This window comes from Fibrobacter sp. UWB15 (assembly GCF_900177705.1).
In the GTDB taxonomy this organism is placed as follows: domain Bacteria; phylum Fibrobacterota; class Fibrobacteria; order Fibrobacterales; family Fibrobacteraceae; genus Fibrobacter.
The window spans coordinates 932,137-953,147 of sequence record NZ_FXBA01000001.1; the positions used below are offsets into that span (position 1 = coordinate 932,137).

The 21,011-nt window shown below is 51.2% G+C and carries 15 protein-coding genes; 8 read left to right on the forward strand and 7 right to left on the reverse strand.

The features are described 5' to 3' along the window. Positions 1-31: 31 nt before the first annotated feature. The 3 genes from B9Y58_RS03855 to B9Y58_RS03870 form a co-directional block, all read right to left on the reverse strand. A complete protein-coding gene (locus tag B9Y58_RS03855; RefSeq protein WP_073054364.1) occupies positions 32-2,149 on the reverse strand; it encodes a family 43 glycosylhydrolase in 2,118 nt (705 codons plus the stop codon). A 515-nt stretch (positions 2,150-2,664) separates the two neighbouring features. Then, positions 2,665-3,099, reverse strand: coding sequence for an LEPR-XLL domain-containing protein (locus tag B9Y58_RS03865; protein WP_073054368.1), 435 nt, complete (start codon positions 3,097-3,099; stop codon positions 2,665-2,667). An 80-nt stretch (positions 3,100-3,179) separates the two neighbouring features. After that, positions 3,180-4,292 carry an FISUMP domain-containing protein gene (locus B9Y58_RS03870; RefSeq protein WP_073054370.1) on the reverse strand — a complete coding sequence of 371 codons (1,113 nt, stop codon included), beginning with the start codon at positions 4,290-4,292 and terminating at the stop codon, positions 3,180-3,182. 113 nt (positions 4,293-4,405) lie between these two features. Between B9Y58_RS03870 and rhuM the strand changes: the two genes are divergently transcribed. Then, positions 4,406-5,332, forward strand: coding sequence for a RhuM family protein (rhuM, locus tag B9Y58_RS03875; protein ID WP_085534758.1), 927 nt, complete (start codon positions 4,406-4,408; stop codon positions 5,330-5,332). 50 nt (positions 5,333-5,382) lie between these two features. On the opposite strand, the gene grpE is transcribed toward rhuM, so the two are convergent. Further along, complete coding sequence (grpE, locus tag B9Y58_RS03880; RefSeq protein WP_085534759.1) at positions 5,383-6,036, reverse strand: nucleotide exchange factor GrpE; 654 nt, start codon at positions 6,034-6,036, stop codon at positions 5,383-5,385. A 218-nt stretch (positions 6,037-6,254) separates the two neighbouring features. Between grpE and B9Y58_RS03885 the strand changes: the two genes are divergently transcribed. The 5 genes from B9Y58_RS03885 to B9Y58_RS03905 all read left to right on the forward strand — a co-directional run bounded on the left by B9Y58_RS03885 (position 6,255) and on the right by B9Y58_RS03905 (position 15,017). Continuing rightward, positions 6,255-6,785: a hypothetical protein gene (locus B9Y58_RS03885; protein WP_073321790.1), complete on the forward strand. Its 531-nt coding sequence runs from the start codon at positions 6,255-6,257 to the stop codon at positions 6,783-6,785. Between the two features lie 129 nt (positions 6,786-6,914). Beyond that, positions 6,915-10,343, forward strand: coding sequence for an MFS transporter (locus tag B9Y58_RS03890; protein ID WP_085534760.1), 3,429 nt, complete (start codon positions 6,915-6,917; stop codon positions 10,341-10,343). A 76-nt stretch (positions 10,344-10,419) separates the two neighbouring features. Beyond that, the gene (locus B9Y58_RS03895) at positions 10,420-11,400 is read left to right on the forward strand and encodes a hypothetical protein (RefSeq protein WP_085534761.1); all 981 of its coding nucleotides are present in this window, start codon (positions 10,420-10,422) and stop codon (positions 11,398-11,400) included. A 123-nt stretch (positions 11,401-11,523) separates the two neighbouring features. Next, entirely contained in the window at positions 11,524-13,824 is a 2,301-nt protein-coding gene (locus B9Y58_RS03900) for a T9SS type A sorting domain-containing protein (protein WP_233247826.1), read from the forward strand. Positions 13,825-13,931: 107 nt separating this feature from the next. Continuing rightward, the gene (locus B9Y58_RS03905; protein WP_073054383.1) at positions 13,932-15,017 is read left to right on the forward strand and encodes a sialate O-acetylesterase; all 1,086 of its coding nucleotides are present in this window, start codon (positions 13,932-13,934) and stop codon (positions 15,015-15,017) included. Positions 15,018-15,123: 106 nt separating this feature from the next. Here the strand turns inward: B9Y58_RS03905 and B9Y58_RS03910 are convergent, their stop codons facing one another. Further along, positions 15,124-16,509: a TrpB-like pyridoxal phosphate-dependent enzyme gene (locus B9Y58_RS03910; protein WP_073054762.1), complete on the reverse strand. Its 1,386-nt coding sequence runs from the start codon at positions 16,507-16,509 to the stop codon at positions 15,124-15,126. Positions 16,510-17,042: 533 nt separating this feature from the next. Then, a complete protein-coding gene (locus B9Y58_RS03915) occupies positions 17,043-17,615 on the reverse strand; it encodes a methylated-DNA--[protein]-cysteine S-methyltransferase (protein WP_233247827.1) in 573 nt (190 codons plus the stop codon). A 331-nt stretch (positions 17,616-17,946) separates the two neighbouring features. Between B9Y58_RS03915 and tenpIN the strand changes: the two genes are divergently transcribed. After that, positions 17,947-18,411, forward strand: a complete 465-nt coding sequence (tenpIN, locus tag B9Y58_RS03920; RefSeq protein ID WP_073054387.1) for a type III toxin-antitoxin system TenpIN family toxin — start codon at positions 17,947-17,949, stop codon at positions 18,409-18,411. 35 nt (positions 18,412-18,446) lie between these two features. Beyond that, complete coding sequence (gene murC, locus B9Y58_RS03925) at positions 18,447-19,862, forward strand: UDP-N-acetylmuramate--L-alanine ligase (protein WP_073054389.1); 1,416 nt, start codon at positions 18,447-18,449, stop codon at positions 19,860-19,862. Between the two features lie 106 nt (positions 19,863-19,968). Here murC and B9Y58_RS03930 read toward each other — a convergent pair whose 3' ends face one another. Further along, positions 19,969-20,994 (reverse strand): agmatine deiminase family protein, encoded by a 1,026-nt coding sequence (locus B9Y58_RS03930; protein WP_073054392.1) that lies wholly within the window; start codon positions 20,992-20,994, stop codon positions 19,969-19,971. Positions 20,995-21,011 lie beyond the last annotated feature (17 nt).

Below are 21,011 nucleotides of genomic sequence, written 5' to 3' on the forward strand. Positions count from 1 at the left end.
AGGCTGCGCGCGGTTTAAGATCCGCGGGAACTTATTCCCCGACTTGCAATTTCAGGGTCTTTCCGGCGGGGTTACGGACGACGTAGACGCCGCTCCCGAAGCCGGCGGTCTTGAGTCCGGCCTTGAGGTCCGTGAGCGTCGCGCCGGCGTTCAGACGCATGTTCCCGAGCTCGGAGCCCATCAGGTCGAATACCCTGTAGCTGCCCGCGGCCCTTGCGAAAGCGTTTGCCATGCCCGCGGCTCCGGCGCCGTTTAGGGCGATTTTCGGCACGATGCCCGTGGTCCCGTTCCTGATATCCTCAGCGCTGCCTTCGCTTTCACCGAAGGCAATCCAGTCGAGGTTCACGTAATCGCTTGTCACCATCACCTTGAGCACGTGCTCGCCCTCGGTGAGTTCCTTGGTGGTCGTGCCCTTGAAGGTGCCGTAGGTGTCGAAATCCCCGGTGCCCGTGAGCGCGAGCGTGTCGGTAATCGGCTCGTCGTCCATGAACAGGCGCACGCCCGTGTTGTCCATGCCGCTCGCGTAGCTGAGCTCGAAGGGGAGCTTCCCGCCGGCCTGCACGTTCACGGTGTATTCCAGCCATTCGCCCTTCTGCGTGTAGCCCACGGCAAATCCGTCGCCGTTTTTCACGATGTCCACGCGGTCTTCGCGGTATTCGCCGCCCTGGTTCTTGGTATCCATGTCGTAGTAGGCCTTGCCGGCACCGCCCACGTCGTAGTTCTCGAAGTCGATGAAGTTGGCCGTGCCCTCGACCTTCGCGCCCACTACCGGCGCGTCGCATTTTGCCTCGGGGTCGCTGAGTTTCGCCTTGCAGAACGGCCCCTGAGGAACTGCGGTCTTGCTGTCTTCAAATTCCCAGTAATCGGCTTCGAAATCACCTGCAAACATGAAGAATACATCATGCTTGCCAACTGCACCTTCGGCAGGCACGGTCACCAGACCGTCCTTACTGAATTCAGCCTTGGCAACCACGGGGCCATCCACCTTGTCCAGGCGAACCGTAACGGAGGATGCCCTCTTAACGCTCAAAACGGAAGCCGAGAAGGATTCTGCGCCGGCGTCACCGAATTCCACGCCGCTAATCTTGGTGTACTTGCCTTCGGTAAGATTGGTGATGACCGTATTGCCGGCAGCACCGCTCTTACGGACCCTCACTTCTTCGCCCCACGACATGGTTTCCGCTTCCACGCGCTTGTACGGGTCAAAATCTTCCAGCTGGGCCACACCATTATCCGGCCACCACTCAATCTTCTGGATGGTTCCGTCGGCATTATACTTCATCTCGGCAACGCCAACAGAACGGCGTTCCTTGTGCTGGAACTTAAGGCCCATTTTATCGGATTTCTGGTGCCAAAGCTGGTAATGATGGCCAAAAACGTATGATTTCCCCTTGTAATCCACAATTCCCGGGTGGTTTCCATTACTGCGGGAGGAATGAGGCATAATGTCGCCCTTGTAGGTCCAGGGGCCCGTGGGGGAGTCGCTCATGGCGTAACCGATGCCTTCGGCACAGCAGGTGGAAGCAAAAGCCATATAGTAATGTTTATCGTGCTTGTAGAGCCAAGGGCCTTCCTGGTAATCCTTGATCTTGGGGTAGGTAACAATATTGCCGGAAGTACTGATCATGTCTTCGTTAAGCTTGATCATATAGAGGTCGGGATTTCCCCAGTACAAATAGGCCTGGCCGTCATCATCCACCCATACGGTGGGGTCGATGTCGTTCCAATGTTGCCGCTGCCACACCAAGGCCTTGTTCAGAGGTTCCTTGAAGGGGCCGTAGGGACTATCTGCCACCAAGACGGAAATGCCGTTGCCGTGAATGGGGACGTACATGTACCATTTGCCATTGCGAAACACAACCTGCTCGGCCCAAGCGCCATTGGTCTTAGTACTCCACTGGATATCGTTCAGGGAGGCCACAGCCCCGTGGCTAGTCCAGTTGACCATGTCTGTAGACGTGTGTAACAGCCAGTCGTACATGACGAACCCTTCGGCATTGTCATCGTCGTGGGTCGTGTACAGGTAAACCGTATCCCCATGGACATAGGGCGCTGGGTCCGCCGTATAGTTCGTCGTGATTACAATTTTCTGAGCGAAACCCGTACAAGCCAAGGCCAATACGGAAGAAACGAATAAGATATTTTTCATCTTAATCTCCAAACATTTTTTACACCAGAGATAAAGATATATCGCGAAAAGCCCCGCGGAACGCCCCGGAATTAACTTATCATTGACAATTTTACAAAAGGGGGGGGAGGGTTGGACTTTCACTTTGTTCAAGTCCCAACTGTTCGGCTCGATCATAGCCATGCGAGCATGGCTGCGATACTCGCCTTGTGCAGTTGTCCCCCTGCTTGCAGCCCCGGCTTATGCGTATGGCCTTTGCGATGTTGTTACCCGCTCAAGGAGCGACCGATCGGCTTTACAGCCTCTCTCTCGCAATCGCCCTCGCTTAACGCTTGGGGCTTATTGCTCACAGACGGAAAATTCCGTGGCTCGTTCGCTTGCTAACAACATTCGCTTCGGCTTGCACGTCATTGCGAGGAGCAAAGCGACGAAGCAATCCATAGCCGAGGCTTCCAGCACCCCCTCGAACGGGCGCTCAGTCGCCGCGCTAGAGCCTGCCCCGGACGTGTTCCGGGTAACGCCCCGGCTCAAAAAAGTCAACTGAAATTCTGATATCCTAAAAAGATAGATGTATCTACGGAGTGGATTTTATTTTTTTCATCAAGATCCGGATTACTATTGAACTCATTAATATAGGCTTCAGCCTTAGCCTTGGCATCATCAAAAGAAGCATTAACCAAATTTTTCACATCGGTTTCAACGTTCTTTAGGAAATCAGAAATTTGGGTCAAAGACTGGTCAGCCGAATCCTTCATCTGGAATACAATTGACTGAACCTGGTTAGAAACAGCAGTTGCAGTCTGATTTTCGGATTCTGTACAAAGTTCAGCAAGCTGAGCTTCTACAACATCTGGATCAGTAAAATCAATGACTGGAGCCGCATCCATCATCAGACGCGGCTCGAGCGCTTCGATTTTGTAATTTTTACGGGTGGAATTTTTCTTATTATTCTTAATGTTCTTCTTAGACATAATAACCCTCAATGGCATTCCGTACGGAATGCCGATTTTTTTGATTTTTTGTTTAAAATTTTACAGTTTGATAGTGATGGTTATTCAACCATTACACAACGGACGGAAAAGCCATGGGTTTTGTAAGTATCCTGCGAACCTTGAGTCGTCGACGACGTTCCCTGGAACCCAACTTGCGATGTAAGAGGAAAATCTAAAAAGCCCTCTGCAGGATAATGCCAATAAATAACTTCATCGACCCTTCTAAAAGAATGATCCCAAAGATACCCAGCACCAATAAGGCTATAGCCACTATCATTGCTACCGCCAAAGCGACCAGCACGGGTTCCCTTTACACCATCTTCATTGTTATCAGCATGCACCACAATGTAGTAGTCATTATAAGTCAACAGACGCCAGCCACTGGGGCAAATTCCCTGGTGGTTCGGCTTGATTAAATCGGCACAGCTTTCGGTGTTGCAACGGCTCGGCAACTGCATCATTTCTGCCCACTGGTATAGGCCTCCGTACTTGTTGCAGTTAGCAGTATCGTTTTTGTAACAGTAGCGTTCTATTTTAGAATCATCTTCTTGATCCTCAAAGCCCCAAACGAATTCGCCGACATTCAGGTTTTCGGCCATCACCTTGATTGCGGCAGCCTTGCCCGCCGTGTCTTCACCAGTAATTTGTATGTAATAGTATTCACGGTTGTCGCGGGTGTCAACAAATATTTTGTACTCACCCTTACGCCACAAGGATCCATTGAATGCAATCGTTCTATCGTAAGAGCTACTACTCGACTGCTCAGCCACGCTGCTGCTCGAAGCAACAACACTCGAAGAAGACTGCTTTACGTCTTCGCTGCTGCTCGACTTCGGCGTTACACTAGAGGAAGAAGCAATCTCCACGCTACTGCTGGAATCTTCTTTTTTGATTGAAGAACTACTCTTGTTGTCATCAACGGAGCTAGAAGAATTCTTGGCAGTTGTTGAGGAACTAGATTCCTTCACATTCTTCTCGCTAGAAGAAGACTTTTCCTTGCCGGAACTCTTTTGAGAAGACGAGGATTGGAGATCCCCGCTCGAGGCGGGGATGACAGAAGACGAAGAATCGTCGCCCGGTTCCGGCGAAACAGAAGAAGAGGATTCATCGCCACATGCAGCAAGCAGGGCTAGGAGAATGGACAGAGCCAAAGCGTTTGCAAAAATCTTCACAGAAGACCTCCAGTAACCTCAAAAATCTACACCCCAAATTTAGTTTATTTTCACACAAATTGTCCCCTCCGGCTATTGACAGGGGAGTTCAATTTATATATATTAGTGTTCAAATGAGCAAAAATAGCCAAAAAATCAATCCCGTGTCTATCCGCAGTTCCGCTGCGGAATACTTGACTTATGTGGCTGCCGTGGGCGGTTCCGAACAGAGCGTCGAAATGCGTTACGAAGACGAAAACGTATGGCTCACGCAAAAAATGATGGCAGAACTGTACGGGGTCGATGTGCGTACGGTTAATGACCATATTTCAAAAATTCTGGCAGATGGTGAATTGCCCGAAAAACCAACTATCCGAAATTTTCGGATAGTTCAAACAGAAGGTTCACGACAGGTTTCCCGTGAAATAATGCACTACAACCTCCAGATGATTATCGCCGTGGGGTTCAAGGTCAACAACGAGCGGGCGGTGCAGTTCCGCAAGTGGGCGGGGCAAATTGTCAAGGATTACACCATCCAGGGCTGGGTCATGGACAAGGAGCGGCTCAAGAATTTCGGGACAATCCTTACCGAAGACTATTTCGAGCGGCAATTGGAAGCCATTCGAGAAATCCGCGTGTCGGAGCGACGCTTTTACCAGAAGGTGACCGATATCTATTCGACTGCGTTAGATTACGATCCCTCTGCAAAAATCACCCGGGATTTTTTCAAGAAGGTCCAAAACAAGCTCCACTGGGCGATTCACGGCCAAGAACTCAAGGCGCTTGAGCTGATTGTCTCGGGTTATCTGGATTTTGCAGAAATGCAGGCCGCTAGGCACATTCCCATGACGATGGAAGACTGGGCGAGGCACCTCGACCGCATTCTTGAGGCTACGGAACACGAACTTTTGACGAATGCGGGCAAAATTTCCATGGAAGTGGCCCAGGCCCACGCCATCACGGAATGGGAAAAATATCGCGTGGTTCAGGATAAGCTTTTCCACAGCGATTTCGACTATTTTTTGGAATTGCACGAAAAAATGGCACAGTACAAAGCGTAACTGTGCCTAAATAGCGGGGGAGTCGCGCGGCTCCGGATGGCGGCGCGGGCTTATTTCCCGGAAGAGACGATGACTTTTGCGGTCTTCAAGATCTTGTTCTTGAGCTTGTAGCCCTTCTGGAACACGGTGACCACGTGGCCTTCGGGCACGGTCTCACTGGGCTGCTGCATCAGGGCTTCGTGGCAGTTCGGGTCGAATTCGGCACCGGTCGGGTCAATCTGTTCGAGGCCCGCGTCGGTCAAAATCTTTGCGAACTGGTTGTAAATCATCTGCATGCCCTTCTCGAAGGCTTCGAGATCCTGGGCCTTGTTTTCGCTCGCGAAGGCGCGCTCGAAGTTGTCCTGCACTTCGGAGAGTTTCTCCAGAAGCTTGCCGTTCGCGGTTTCGATGAGTTCGAGCTGTTCCTTGGCGGTACGGCGGCGGTAGTTGTCAAATTCAGCCATCAGGCGTAGGTTACGGTCAGTGGCATCGGCCAGCTGCTGCTTCAGAACTTCTTCAGCAGAGGGAGCGGCTTCGGCAGGTTCTGCCGGTTTTTCTGCAGCTTCAGCGGGTTGCTCGGCGGCTTCAGCCTGGGCGTCAGATGCGTCGGCCTTTTTGGCCTCGGCCTCCATCTTCATCGCGTCTTCGGCGGCCTTGAGCACGTCATTCTCGAATTTTGCCTTTTCTTCTGCGGTCGGTTCCTGCTGATTCAAATCTTCTGCCATTTCTAAATAATCCTTTAAAAATGCCTCACATTGATATGTCGGGGCTCTGTTTTACATTTTCCGTGCCATATTTAGCAATTTTCATGCCAAGTGCAAAGATTAGAAAGTTGTTTTGTTTTGAAACGTACAACGACTTTTTTACAATTATTTGAACAAAAATGTTTTTTCATGAAAAAAGAGTATATCTTTGTAAACAAAAGTTATAAGAAGGACTCCTTATGAATACCGAAAACCAGAATCGCGGCTCGAATCCGGCTCAAATGAAGGCTGTCGGCCTCCGAATTTCGTTTATGATGGCTCTGTGGATGAGCTTTACACTCAGTATTTTTGGTACCGCGACGGCGGAACGCCCTGCCGGAATGCCACTTGCCCCGATTATTATCGGCTGGTTCGGCAGTTTTTTGCTCAGTTTTGTGGTCAGTTTTGGCATCGGGTTTGTGGTGCCCATGGGCAAGGTGAACGCCGCTCTTGGCCAAAAATTGCACCTGACGCCGCATAAAATCACGACTCACGCCATCGAAACCTTCGTTTCTAACCTGATTTACACGCCGCTCATGACGGCTGTCATGGTGACTTTTGCGTTCTTTGTGCTCATGCCGCCCGACCATAAGCCGCCCTTTATGCCCATGTTCGTGGGCTCTCAAATTGCCTGTTTTGTATTCGGCTATATCATGATTTTTATCGCAATGCCCTTTATCGCCAAAAAAGCCTTCAAATCGGCTGGAATCGGCATGCCGCCCAAGCCGTAAGTCGTTGTTAAACTTTTGGTTACAATCTAAGCTTTTAAATAGATTATTTCGGAAAACCCCTAGTGAATCCAACTAGGGATTTTTTTAAATTATCCTGGTAATAACTTCATCCTTTTTAGAAGGTATTGTATGTGGAAAACTAAGGGTACGATTCGATATTTCTTGTCGATCCTTGCGATGACCTTTGTACAAATGGGCGTGTTTATTTATGCCCAGAAGATTTTGTCCGGATCGTTTGTGAACGAGGATTCGGGACAGACCTGGCAAGCGTTCATGCTGCAAATCTTCTTCCTCGCTCCATATATTCTAATGGTATTCTTTGCGGGGTTCTTTACCAATAGGTTTTCCAAGAACAAGGTGCTTGCCTGGTCGTCACTCATGATGACGGTCTTTGTGATTGCTCAGGCGATTCTTGTGACCTGCAATACCCCGCGTGTGGCGTTCTGGCTGTCTATTGGCTTGAGTTGCGGTTTCGCTATCCATAGTGCCGCAAAATACGGTATTCTTAAAGAGATGTTTGGCGTTCGCAACTTGAGTTTTGCGAATGCTTTTTTGCAGATTTTTGGCTTGGGCGGTATTATTTGTGCGTCTTGGCTTGCAGTGGTAGGGGTAAACCTCATTAACCTGGAATCGCTCAAGTCGTATGCAGCGGTTCACCGTATTACTTCGGAATCACTCGTGATTCCCTGGATTTTGGCGGGTGTCGGTGTGCTTGGAACAGTGGCTAGCTTTATGGTGCCCAAGGTCAAGTACGAAAACCCGAACGTGAATATCGAGAACGTGAAAAAGCACTTGAGCCTCGGTTGGCGAGTGCCGACATTGCGCGCTTCGATTATCGCCCTTTCCATGTTCTGGGCCTTGGCTCAGGTGTTCGTGCTTATGTATCAGGATGTGTCAGGCTCCTATGCAATCGACACTATTCAGAATTACCTAGCATTCGCCTTTGTTGGCCTTATGATTGGTTCCATTATTGCGGCCACCAAGTCCCGTGACTTTATCGAGACCGGCTTTATCCCCATGGGCATGATTGGTGTATCCATCTGCATGTTCCTGGTGCCGTTCTTTGTGAACCCCATAGCCCTGGTGATTCTTTATTCCTTGACCGGTTTGTTCGGCGGTCTCTTCCTGGTGCCGGTGAACGCCTTGTTGCAATACAATACGCGCCCAAACAATTCCGGTTCGGTGCTGGCCTTGGCAAACATGATCCAGGCAATCGTGCTGATTGCCTTCTTGTTCCTATTCTCCTTAATGGTCCATTACACCAACATCCGTCCGCAACTGTACTTCCTCGGAATCGCCATCGTATCGCTGGTGGTGTTTGTATGGACCATTTCGAACTTGCCGCAGGCGTTGCTCCGCACGCTTCTTAAGCTGGTGTTCAACCGCTACCGCATTCGCGTGCTTGGCGTGCAGAATATTCCGAACGAAGGACCGGTGCTTTTGGTGGGTAACCACCACAGCTTTATCGACTGGGCCATGTTGCAGATGGCATCCCCCCGTCCGCTTTGCATTGCAAGCAACAAGGACCACTTTGAAAAGTGGTACCTGCGCGCAGTCCTCAAGCGTTTGGGCATGATCCGTATTGACAACAATAACCCCAAAGAGGCCATGGACAAAATCCATCAGGATCTTCTGGAGGGTAAAGCCGTGGTCATATTCCCCACAGGCGAGGTGTCCAAGTCCCCGCACGTGGAACCCTTTACCATTGACTATTCTTCGGCTGTTGACGAGACCGATGCAGTGATTGTCCCGTTCTACATTCAGGGCCTTTGGGGCTCCAACTACAGCTATAGCGGCTCCAACATGTACGGCGCGTCTTCGGACCGTTCCGTGACGGTTGCCTTTGGCGAGGCCATTCCTGCAACGACGCCTCCTAACGAGATTCGCGCCATTGTCCGCAAAATTTCGATTGATGCCTGGAAGTACGCTGTCAAGTTCGTGCACCCGATTGCCTCGTCTTGGATTCGTACTTGCAAGCGCTACGTGAAGCACGGGCCTGCCATTTACAGCCCCGACGGCAAACACTTTTCGGGTTACAAACTCATGGGCGCCGTTATGGCATTCCGCGGTCTTTTAAAGAAAAAGCTTGGCAATGATGAACAGAATATCGGTATCATGCTCCCGCCGAGCCCCGCTGGCGTCATCGTGAACCTGGTACTCTGGGTCATGGGCAAGACGAATGTGAACTTGAATTACACCTCGTCGGTCGAAAACGTCAAGTACTGTTGCGAACGCGCCGACGTGACGACGGTCATTTCGAGCAGGCAATTTATCCAGAAACTGAAGGGGAGAGGGAACGACTACTCTGAAATTGCCTCGGACAAACTCCGCATTCTTTACGCCGAAGACTTGATGAAAGAGATTCCGAAGGCAAAGATTGCGGCTCTCCTGTTCCTTTGCATTATTATGCCGAGCTGGCTCATTCGCTTTATTTTCTGCAAGCGTACCAAGATCGACGATACAGCGGTCATTGTTTTCAGTTCCGGTTCCGAGGGAACTCCGAAGGGCGTAATGCTCAGCCACAGGAACTTGATGGGTAACATTCAGCAGCTAGCCTGCATTATCAACGTGAGCCGCGGCGACGTAATGCTTTCGGAACTCCCGCTGTTCCATAGCTTTGGCCTGACTGTCACGACCCTCTTGAACTTGACCGAAGGCTGTCCGATTGTGGCTGTGGCAGACCCCACCGACGTAAAGACCATGGCCCGCGTATGCGCCGAATTCCATGTGACATGCTTGGTGGCAACGCCTACGTTCTTGCGAGCCTTTACGGTGAGCCGCTATGTGCACCCGTTGGTGTTCAAGTACGTGCGCATGATTATTGCCGGTGCCGAAGCCTTGCGCCCGGAACTTGCAACTGCATTCCGCCTCAAGTTCGGTAAAGAAATCTACGAAGGTTACGGCTGCACCGAAACGGCTCCGGTGGCCTCGGTGAATACCGAAAACACTCTGCATAACGACTACACGACGCTCCAGATAAATAATAAGCCGGGTACCGTGGGTCCTGCGCTTCCGGGAACACAGTTCCTGATTGTAGACCCCGAAACGAACATTCCACTCCCGACAGGCGAAGCGGGCATGATTCTGATTGGCGGCTGCCAGGTGATGCAGGGCTACCTCAAGGACCCGGACCGCACAAATAGCGTGATTGTCAAAATCAACGGTATTCGTTACTACCGCACCGGCGACAAGGGCTACCTGGACGAAGACGGATTCTTGACGATTGTGGACCGCTACAGCCGATTTGCAAAGCTCGGCGGCGAAATGGTGAGCCTGGGTGCCGTCGAAAAGAAGATTCAGGATACGCCGGTCCTGGAAGGCTGCGACTACTTGGTGACGACCATTCCGGATTCTGCCAAGGGCGAAAAGATTGTTCTTTTGTACCAAGGCGAAAAGGACCCGAAGGACGTGATTTCGGAATTGCGAGCAAGCAATTTCCCGCCGATTATGTTGCCGTCCCTTGCATTTGCAGTCGAAAAAGTGCCTAAGCTCGGTACGGGCAAGGCAGACTTTACCACCGCGAAAAAGCTCGCCAAGGAACTGGCAGGAGTAAAATAATGTGAAATGTGGAGTGTGAAATTTGTAATTTGTCATTACACACTTCACACCTCACACTTCACACTAGTAATAGCCTATGACAGAAGGACAGAAAAATACGGGTTTGACTCCGGTACGCACGGCACGGTTGATTGCATCGCTAATCGCCCTAGTGGGCATGGTTTTCTTGTTCCTGGAACGGGCGCTTGCTGCCGTGCTGCAAATGGCATCCGAAGGCGTTCAGCTTGGCCTTACGCGCTACGACAGCTTTACCGGGCGTATGGCACTCCAGAACTTCGCCGAAGACCGTCAGCTGTTCAAGATGCTTCAAGACGTTCAAGGGTTACTTCCTTCAGCAGAATCGGCCTTGACGGTTCTCTTGTTTATTGCAATCGTGTTGTTGGCTATTGCTGTGGTGGGGCTTGCTTTACCTAGGTTCTTTGTGCATATTCTTGTGACCCTCAAGCTCCTTAAATGGGAAACTGACGGTATCGAAGAAGAAGGCGAAGAAACCTCTTTTCGTGAAATAATTGCAAACATCGGGGAAATTCCGCTTAAAAAACTGGCCATTCCGGCTGCAGCAATTGTCGTATTAGTGGGCGGTTTCGCAGGGATTCGTAGTTGCCAGGAATCGGCCAAGCTTGCTTCTGTTGATTCTGCAATCGAAGATTTGGAACAGCATACCCTGGACTATATCAAGGCACAAAAGGCCTATTTTGGCAGGACAAAGACTGTTGGAGGGCCAAAGGCCTTGCAATTGCCGGACACCTCGTCTTCGGACTACTTTGAATACAAAGTGACTGGTGCGCGCTTTACCGCCATTTCGAGAGTGCCTATCGAGAATTGCCCTGCAGGCACCAAATGGAGCGTGTATTCCGAAGCAAAGGGCGTTTTTACCAAGGAATTGGCACTTTACAGGCAACCTCCCAAGGTTCCGGCCTGCATAAGCATTACGCCGAACTACAAGAATATTGGCCGCCCCGAAAAGAAAAAGGCCGAAGATTCCAAAGTGAGCGACTCTAAATCCAAGGATTCGACCGCTAAAGATCAAAAGGCAAAAGAGCCCGAAAAAAAGTAGTTTTGCCTGTTGAACAAAAAACAGCGACAGATTGTTTAATTTTGTATACAAGAGCTCGTTTTAGTTAAACGAGCTTATATTTATTTATATCGCCCGCGTGGGTGTGTTGTTTGGGAAAAATGTATGAAAATCAATCATGGTATAAATATTGCCATGGCGGTATTTTGCGCAGGTGCAGTAAGCGCGAACGCCGCCATTGAATGGGTAAACCAGTGCGCCAGTAACGGCTTTACGCTGATCGCCGAATCGGATCACTTTGAAGTTTGCAAGAAGCCTACGACGGACGACGGCCAGGCGAACAATGTCTCAATTCCGAATGCGGATGCGCAGGGCGTGCTCACATCGCTTGAGAAGGTTTATTCCTTCTACATCGATTCGCTCGGCTGGATGTTGCCGTTCCCGAGTAGCCCCGATAAAAAACTCAAGAGCAACATTTATGTGTTCGACAATTCCGTCATGGCGGCGCTCTACGGCGGGCAGGACTACGTGAAGGGCCTGAACAATGAATTCGGCCCCGGTATGTGGATTGGCGTGGGCTCCCTCAAGGATTACTGGGGCACATCGCACGAGTTCGCGCACGGCCTGCAAGGCGTTGCGGGTTGGATGGGTAACAACAGCCATTCGGGCTGGTTCGCCGAAAGCCACGCGAACTGGATGGCGCACCAGTACAATCCGAACGACGCCCATTGCTCGGAATACCTGATTAATTATCCGTACCTGTATTACGGTTCTACGCGAGACCGCTACTGCAACTGGCAATTCTTGGAACACCTCAAAGAAGAATTCGGCGGTGGTTACAAGGGTGCTCACGAGGTAAACCGCATCTGGATGGAATCGATCCGCGATGGCGAAGACGGCCGCATGGAGCAGACGCCGTTTACCGCCATGATGATGGTTTACGGTTGGACGCTCGATAGCCTGAACCAGCAGTTCGGCAAGTTTGCGATGAAGAACGCGACGCTCGAGTATGCACCCGCAAAGAAGACTTTGTATAAAAAATCCTATGGCGACTATGAATTCAAGACGCGTCGTGACGCCAGTTGGGGCGACAACTACCGCAGACACCCGCGCGTGACTATGCTGAACAAGATCCCGTGTCCGGATTATGAACCGCGCGAAGGCATGGAAGAGGAATGCCCGGAGCAATACATTTCTCCAAGCTACTGGGCTCCGCAGCGCTGGGGCTACAACCTGGTGCGAATCTATCCGGATTCCGCCGGCAAGGTGACGGTCAAGTTCCGCGGCATCGTGCAGAGCAAGCCGACGGTAAACGGCTATAAATGCTTTGGCGACAATACCGACTACTACAAGGGAAAAACATACAACTGGTGCAACTACGCGCCCGACAAGCTGCCGGACCCGGCCTCGGGTTGGACGGTCGGGCTAGTCGCGGAGGGCGCGGACGGAACGCCCCGTTACAGCGAGATGAAGCATGGTACCGGATTCAATCTTGAAATCGAGACGAAGGCAAGCGACAAGGCTTTGTGGCTTGCCGTGACGGCGACTCCGACCGAGATTCAGACGATTTTGTGGGACCAGTTTTACTACAGCATTTATCGTTACCCGTACATGATCGAGGTCGAGAATGGCGCTCCCGAGGGCTACAATAAGGACTTCTGGAAGCCCACAAACACCAGTGGATACACCAGGCACAGCAACGGCGGCGGCCTCGTGAGCAGCAAGGCGAAGGTCGATGCGAGCGTATACGTGGGTCCCGATGCGGTCGTGAACGGCGGCACCATTAGCGGCAAAGCCCGCATCGAGGATTTCGCGGTTGTAGACGGCGGAACCATTAGCGGGAATGCCGTTGTCCGCGGGCGCGCGCTCGTGACTGCAGGTACCATTGGCGACGATGCCGTGCTCGAAGAAGACGCGTGGCTTGTAAGCGGAAGCATTACCGGCAAGGCTAAGGTAGGCGCGCTTTCGATTATCGTGAATACGACGGTGACCGACAACGCTCAAGTCTACGGCGTGATGTGGGCATTAAACGGCAAAAAGCTCTCTGGCACGGCGCAGTTGCGCGGCGACCTCGAAAACAACTTCGACAAGGAAATTTCGAAGGGGATCTTCTACGGCATGGTCGACAACGGAATGCTTAACAATGCAAACTACGGCGCAAACCTCACGACTCCGCCTACCGATGCGACCGCAAGCCTGGATAAGGCCGTATGGTATGCGGTGGCGGACGATTCCTCTGGAACGAATCCTACGGGGACTGTTCATGCTCAAAGCCTGCGCCTGAATTTGGCGGACGATACTTTTGAAGTGTTCAATTTGAACGGAAAGTATCTGGGTGTCGTTAAAAACGGAACTCAAGGTCGAATTTCGCTGCAAGAATCTTTGCGCAAGGCGGGCCTGAACGCGGGCACATACCTTATTCGCAGCAAGGATTCTAATAAAATGCTCCGCGTGAACTTGCGGTAAACAGCCTCAGAGCATCAAAATAAACTTATTTAGAACGAATGAAAAAACTCTTTTTCATTCGTTTTTATTATCTTCAATACGTTTGGTGTGGAAAAAAGGAGGTTCATATGTTTGGAAAATCCCTATTTTTAACGACGGCGCTTTGTGTCGCCGCCTTGGCTCAAGACCCTAATCTGCATATCTACCTGGCCTACGGACAATCGAATATGTCGGGGCAGGCGACCGTGACCGATGCGGATCGTCAAACAAATCCGCGGTTTCAGGTGTTGCGTGCAGGCAACCATTCGAACCAGAAGGTGGGCGAGTTTTACCCGGCGGCACCCCCGATGGGGCATAGCCAATCCAAGGTCGGCATTGTCGATTTCTTCGGTCGCAAAATGATCAAGGAATTGCCAGATAGCATTACGGTGGCTGTCGCGAACGTGGCGATTGGTGGGCAGAGCATTGACCTGTTCGATAAGGACCGCAACAAGAGTTACGTGCAGAATGCCAAGAACAAAGGCGACACCTGGTGGATTCAGTACCTGGACGAATACGGCGGCGATTTGTACAAGCGCATTGTCGAGATGGGTAAAATCGCAAAGCAGAAGGGCGTTATCAAGGGGTTCCTCTTCCATCAGGGCGAAGCGGATTACCAGATGAACGACTGGCCGAAACGAGTGAAAAAAGTCTACGACGACTTGATTGCCGAGCTGGAACTCGACCCGGAAAAGACTCCGATTCTGATTGGCGAACTTGCTCCTACGGGTGACCTCGGTTGGCGTAACGACGCTGTAAAGCAGGCGGCAGAACTCATTCCGAACGGTCACTTGATTTCGGCACAGGGCTGCCCGGCACTTAAAGAAGCCAGCTATACGCTGCACTTTACGCGCGAAGGTTACCAGACGTTTGGCGAACGCTATGCCGAAAAAATGCTGGAACTTTTGAAGGCGCAAGAACCCGAGCCTGACACGACCTCAAAAGATACCGTGAAGACGGACTCCACTCAGCAAGATTCTTCTAAAATCGATTCAGTCAAAACAGATTCGACGGCACAAGATAGTACGATTGCAATCCGCAGCTTGCCGCGCCTGCAGGCCGTAGAACCGCAACAGCCAAAGCTCTATTACGACCAAAAGGAACAGGCCCTATTCGTTCGCTTCAAAAAGAATGGGCGAGAATTCCGCTACCGCGTCACTGGTAGCAAGAACTAGGACTGAGCGATTAAAGATATAAGCAAAAAGCCCCGGATTAATTCCGGGGCTAATCTATTTAAGGATGGATTGCTTCGTCACTGCGTTCCTCGCAATAACGTTTTAGCTAGCCGTTGACCTGCGGAAGCTGAGCGAGGCTCTTGGCGATGTCCTCATCCGTCGGTATGTAGTCGGCCATTTCGCCATCGTTGAACTTCTGGTAAGCGACCATGTCGAAGTAACCCGTGCCGGTGAGGCCGAACACGATGTTCTTGGCCTGACCGGATTCCTTGCACTTGAGAGCTTCGTCAATCGTCGCGCGGATAGCGTGGCTGGATTCCGGAGCCGGGAGAATGCCTTCGGTCTGGGCGAAGAGCTTGGCGGCTTCGAACACCTTGGTCTGTTCCACGGACGTTGCGCGCATGAGGCCCTGATCGTAGATTTCGGAGAGGATGCTGCTCATGCCGTGATAGCGGAGACCGCCGGCGTGGTTTGCAGACGGAATGAAGCTGGAGCCCAGCGTGTACATCTTGGCGAGCGGGCAAACCTTGCCGGTATCGCAGAAGTCGTAGGCGTACTTGCCGCGAGTGAAGCTCGGACAGCTAGCCGGTTCCACAGCGAGAATATCGTAGTCGGCTTCGCCACGGAGCTTTTCACCGATGAACGGGCTCACGAGACCGCCGAGGTTAGAGCCACCGCCAGCGCAACCGATAATGAGGTCGGCCTTCACGCCGAGCTTGTCGAGAGCGGCCTTCGTTTCAAGACCGATCACAGACTGGTGCAGCAACACCTGGTTCAGCACGGAACCGAGAACGTAGCGGTAACCCGGCTGTTTCACGGCGGCTTCCACGGCTTCAGAAATGGCACAGCCGAGGCTACCCGTGGTGCCCGGGAATTCGGCGTTGATCTTCTTGCCGATTTCAGTCGTCATGGAAGGCGACGGGGTGACGCTTGCACCGTAGGTGCGCATGACTTCGCGGCGGAACGGCTTCTGTTCGTAAGAAACCTTCACCATGTAAACCTGGCAGTCCAGTCCGAAGAAGGCGGTGGACATCGAAAGGGCGGTGCCCCACTGGCCAGCCCCCGTTTCAGTCGTGACGCCCTTGAGGCCCTGCTTCTTGGCGTAGTAGGCCTGAGCGATAGCGGAGTTGAGCTTGTGGGAGCCCGAGGTGTTGTTTCCTTCGAACTTGTAGTAGATGTGTGCCGGAGTGCCGAGTGCCTGTTCAAGGAAGTAGGCGCGAACGAGCGGAGAGGGGCGGTACATCTTGTAGAAAGTGCGGATCTCTTCAGGAATTTCGATGTATGCGGTGTCGTTATCGAGTTCCTGTTTGATGAGTTCATCGCAGAACACCGGCTGCAAGTCTTCGAACGTGACCGGCTTGCCGGTTGCCGGATTCAGGAGCGGTGCGGGCTTTTTCTTCATGTCGGCACGGACGTTGTACCATGCTTTCGGGAGTTCGTCTTCTTTAAGGTAAGTCTTGACCGGACCTTCAATCTTGAGCGAGTTTCTCATACTAATTCCTTTTTTGCAGGCGTAAAGCCGATAATAACGGCGTGAAATATAGTAATCTGTCGTTTCCGAATTGGCCAAGAATTGCCTTTAGGTGCGAAAAAGGACCTGTGTTATTGACAGAAAAAATTTTTTTAGTAAATTGAAAAGTATGGCTATCAATCATAACCTATTTACTGGGCAGACGGAACTAGCGGGGGAGGTCCGCGTGTCGCATGCTGGCGAGGGGGCAAAACAGCTCCCGGTCCACAGCGGTAAAAAATTCATTAGACTCCGCCCGCATTCTCGGAAGCCTAATGCACAAAATAAACAGACCAAAGAAATTTGAGAACTCCAAAAGGTTAGTCAGTCTTTGGTCTTCCTTCGCTTTGATAACAGCTTAATACCTGTTACCAAAGCTCGGCATAATAAACAGACCAAAGAAGTATGAGAACTCCTCATTCTTTGGTTAGCATCGTTTAAAAAACACATCGGGAAACCGGGGTATTTTTAACAAATTATGAAAAACGCTCGTTGTCAACGTTCGGCAAGAAGGCTTACTCTAATAAGAGTTCCTGCGGGATTGCGCCTTCGATAACGAGGAGACGCCGCTTGAGGTCGAGCCCCAGGGCGTAGCCGACCAGGCTTCCGCCCTTGCCCACCACGCGATGGCAGGGGAGTATAATCTGTAACGGGTTCGCGCGGAGGGCGGCGCCCACGGCACGCGTGGCGCGGGGCTCTCCAACTGCTTCGGCCACCTGCTGGTAGGTGCGCGTTTCTCCGTAAGGAATCTCGGCGATGGCTTCCCAGACCTTCTTCTGGAAATCGGTGCCGTACACCTTAAGCGGGAGCGAAAATTCGCGGAGTTTACCCGCTAAATACAAATTAAGCTGTTGCACGGCCTTGCGGTAGGCGCGGGCCACCGTCGACGATAAAGTCTGAATCACATCAGGCTCGGCGTAGGCGCAGGCTTGAACCGAACTTGGCACACCTTCTCCCGTATATCGCAGGCTACACAACTTGGATTTCTCGAACACGAAAGTCCACTGCCCCCACAAATTGCGGTGCGCAATCGTCGTGAATCTTGAATCCGAGAAGTTCATGGTATGAATATATAATTTGACAGTCATCTGGTTGTCGAAATTGATTGTAAAAAGACAAAAATGGTACAATTCCCTAAAATTCCCTGTTATACGACTGTTTTTATTTAAACAAAAAACAACATCATTGCCCCATTTTTTGCATTTTTCCTTCTACACTTGTCTTTTGTCGAACAATAATGTATATTTGGTATAGACAGGGTGGCAGAGCATCCACCTGAGATAAAAAAGAAAGCTCAAAATGATGACAGGGTGGTAGAGCGACCACCTGAGATAAAAAAGAAAGCTCATTAGATGAAGCCGTTTTTATATATCTATATAGAAACGGCTTCTTTTTTTGTTATGCCCCAAAAAGGAAATTATGAAAAAAGAAAATATGCCTAAGGTTATGCTGCTTTCACCCTTGTTCTATGAACGGTATGCAGATAATGCCGAAATTCTTGTGAAGAAAAACCGCCCCTATTTGGTGTTGCTTGTGGAATATCGATCCTTTAGGTTTGCTATTCCATTTAGATCAAATATTCAGCATACGCATGCGTATAAATTTGAAAGTGAAAAATCAAAGCGTACTTCATCGGGATTAGATTTTAGCAAAAGTGTTATCATTTTTAATGATGATGAAATCGGTATGCCAGCTCATATTGATTCACGGGAGCATACAGAAGTAATGAAGCGATATATGTTTATAGTTGAAAAGTTTCAAAAGTATATTGACGATTTTATTAATGGTTTGAAAAAGGACCCTTTGCAACCCAAATACAAGTTTTCTTCATTGACCTACTATCGTAGTTGGTTGCTGAAAGATGATTGCTTCAATGAAAAATGAGCGACAGGATACAAGGTTTTACTACATTTCCTAACATGGAATCTTACTTTTTTATCGGTGTAGCAGGCGTAGGCATGAGTGCCATCGCCCAGTATTTGGTTGGCAAGGGTGTTTCTATTAGCGGTTCGGACCGCCAGTTCGGTGCGGCAGAAAAGCCGCTCGTCATGAGCCAGCTTGAAGAATGTGGCGTCAAGTGCTTTCCGCAGGATGGTTCGGGCGTTGTTGCGGGCCTCTCTGCAGTGGTGGTGAGTACCGCCATCGAAGATACGAACCCGGATCTCAAGCGCGCCAAGGAACTGGGAATCCCGGTAATGCACCGTAGCGAAATGCTCGCGAAGATTTCTAAAGAGGCGAAGACCATCGCCGTTTCGGGCACCAGCGGAAAATCCACCGTGACCGCCATGATTTATCACATTCTGCAATATGCGGGCCTCCAGCCGTCGGTCATGACGGGGGCGGGCCTCGTGAATTTGCAGAAGGAAGGCAAGATCGGTAACGCCGTGTCCGGTAAGGGTGAATGGCTCGTGGTCGAAGCAGACGAAAGCGACGGAACGCTGGTGCGCTACGAACCCGAAATCGGCTTGATTTTGAATGTGGACAAGGACCACAAGGAATTGAGCGAACTCCAGGAAATCTTCCTCAAGTTCAGCCACAACATTCTTGATAACGGCAAGATTCTGATTGTAAACGATGCGCACCCGCTGGCCAAGAAGTTCAGCGCCGGTCGCGAATTCGATTTTGGCTTTGAAAATTACGTAGGCGTGCAGGGTACGGACTTCAAGTCAGTCGGCACGTCCATTCAGTTCCGCGTGCGTCACCAGGCAGAACTGGTGAAGTTTGTCGTGCCGCTTCCGGGTAAGCACAATATGGAAAACGCCTTGGCCGCAACGGCCGCCGCTCTCCGCGCAGGAGTCTCGCTGCATACCTGTGCCGATGCCCTTGCGACATTCCCCGGCGTGTTCCGCCGTCACCAGATTTTAGGGACCTTCAACGGCGTGACTCTGGTGGATGACTTCGCGCATAATCCGGCAAAAATTGCCGCCAGCATTAGAAGCGCCCAGGACTTTACCGAGGGCCGCGTCATCGCCTGGTTCCAGCCTCACGGCTTTGGCCCCACGCGATTCCTGCGCAAAGACCTTGTGGAATTTATCGCGAAGACGCTTCGCCCCAAGGACTTTGACGACGACCGTGATAACGACGTGATGTTCTTCAGCGAAATCTACTACGCCGGCGGCACCGTCACCCGCGACATCAGCGCCGGTGACCTTGCCGATGACCTCCTGCTCAAGGGCTGCGAAGCCATCTACATCGCCGACCGCAACGAATGCGCCGAAAAAATGGTGGAATACGCCCAGCCCGGCGACACGATTCTGCTGATGGGTGCGCGAGATCCGAGCTTGCAGTCCTTCGCACAACACGTGCAGGAACTCCTCGAAGACGAGACAATGTAAAAAACGAGCGGTCTCTGTGAGCAACAAAGCCCCAGGCGTTAAGCTGGGGCGGTTGCGAGAGCGAGCGCTCGGGGGACGTACTTAGTATGATTGGGCGCGAGCGGTCTTATAGACTTTCATGCTTACTCATGCAATGCAGGCTGCCGCCCTCTTCAATCACGGTGCGGCAGTCCAGCCCGATGACCTTGCGGTCGGGGTACACGCTTTCAAAGTAGCGCTTGGCGACAGCGTCGTTCGGCGACTTGTACTTCGGGAAAATGAGCGCCCCGTTTGCATAGATGAAGTTCATGTAACTGGCCGGCAAAATCTGCCCGTCGTCGAGCTTGCGCTGCGGCGGGAGCGGCAATGTATCGACCTTCGCCGACTTGCCGTAATGGCTCTTGAGCCAGGTTTCGATCAAGTACTTCGCTTCGGTCAGAATCACGTTGTTCGGGGAACGCTTGTCTGTTGCTTCGCACATCACGATGCGGTCCTTCGCCACGAAACGCGCCACATTGTCGATGTGTCCGTCGGTGTGGTCGCCGTGCAAACCGTGGGGGAGTACCAGCATATCACGGAGCCCGAATGCCTTGCAAAGGGCCTTGACCACTTTCCTGATATCTTTCGCATCGTTGCGGTTCTTGCCCGTCAGGCAATCCAGTGTGGTAATACCGAGACCGTCGCCGTTGACTTCAATGGCTCCACCTTCAAAAATGTAGGGGACACTTACGCCCTTCTTGTATTCGAAAATGTCGGCGATTCGTGCGGGAATTTCGTTGTCATTTTTCCAGGGCGGAAATTTTGCGCCCCAGGCGTTAAAGACCGTTTCCGAAACAATCGTTTCTTTCCCTTTTTTCAAGAAGAATGGACCGTAATCGCGAATCCAGATGTCGTCTGTCTTGATGGTAAAGAAACTGGCCGGATAGGGGCGGTCGGCAACGGCGATTTTTTCTTCCGTCGTCAAAAAATCCTTTTTAGGAACCAGCACGTTTACGGGCTGAAATTCGCTGATCGTGCGAATTAAATCAATATAGAACTTGCGGATCATTTCTCCGCGTTCACCGTACCAGTTCTTTTTGTTGTGCGGGAATGCGAGCCAAGTAGCGGCCTGTTCTTCCCATTCAGCAGGGTATCTTACAGAAGTCTTTGCCATAAAAGCATCTCTCGTCT